This window comes from Bradyrhizobium sp. LeoA1Lang, from assembly GCF_055413685.1.
The window spans coordinates 1-251 of sequence record NZ_JBVAPG010000677.1; the positions used below are offsets into that span (position 1 = coordinate 1).

The 251-nt window shown below is 57.8% G+C and carries 1 pseudogene; it reads right to left on the bottom strand.

The annotated features are described in order from the left end of the window. Nucleotides 1-123: 123 nt before the first annotated feature. Nucleotides 124-251: pseudogene (locus ACZYOF_RS44940) on the bottom strand (IS481-like element ISHne2 family transposase); the annotation flags it as partial.

Below are 251 nucleotides of genomic sequence, written 5' to 3' on the forward strand. Positions count from 1 at the left end.
CTTCTCATAGTTAGCAAGCAGTTGATCCAGCAGTTCAGGTGTAATCGTCGTGTCGGTCGTCATGTGAGTCTCCTCGGTAAGGTAAACTCACAGAAACCTGCTTACACATTCTTTCTGACACCCTCGCTCGTGACGGCCGTTCTGCTGCGGCTTGCCCGGAGCAATGCGTTCCGGCGTGACGCCGGCCTTGATCAGCTTCACCGACAGCCTTGACAGTCCGCCGGCGCCTGTCGACGCAAAGGGGGCGCCAT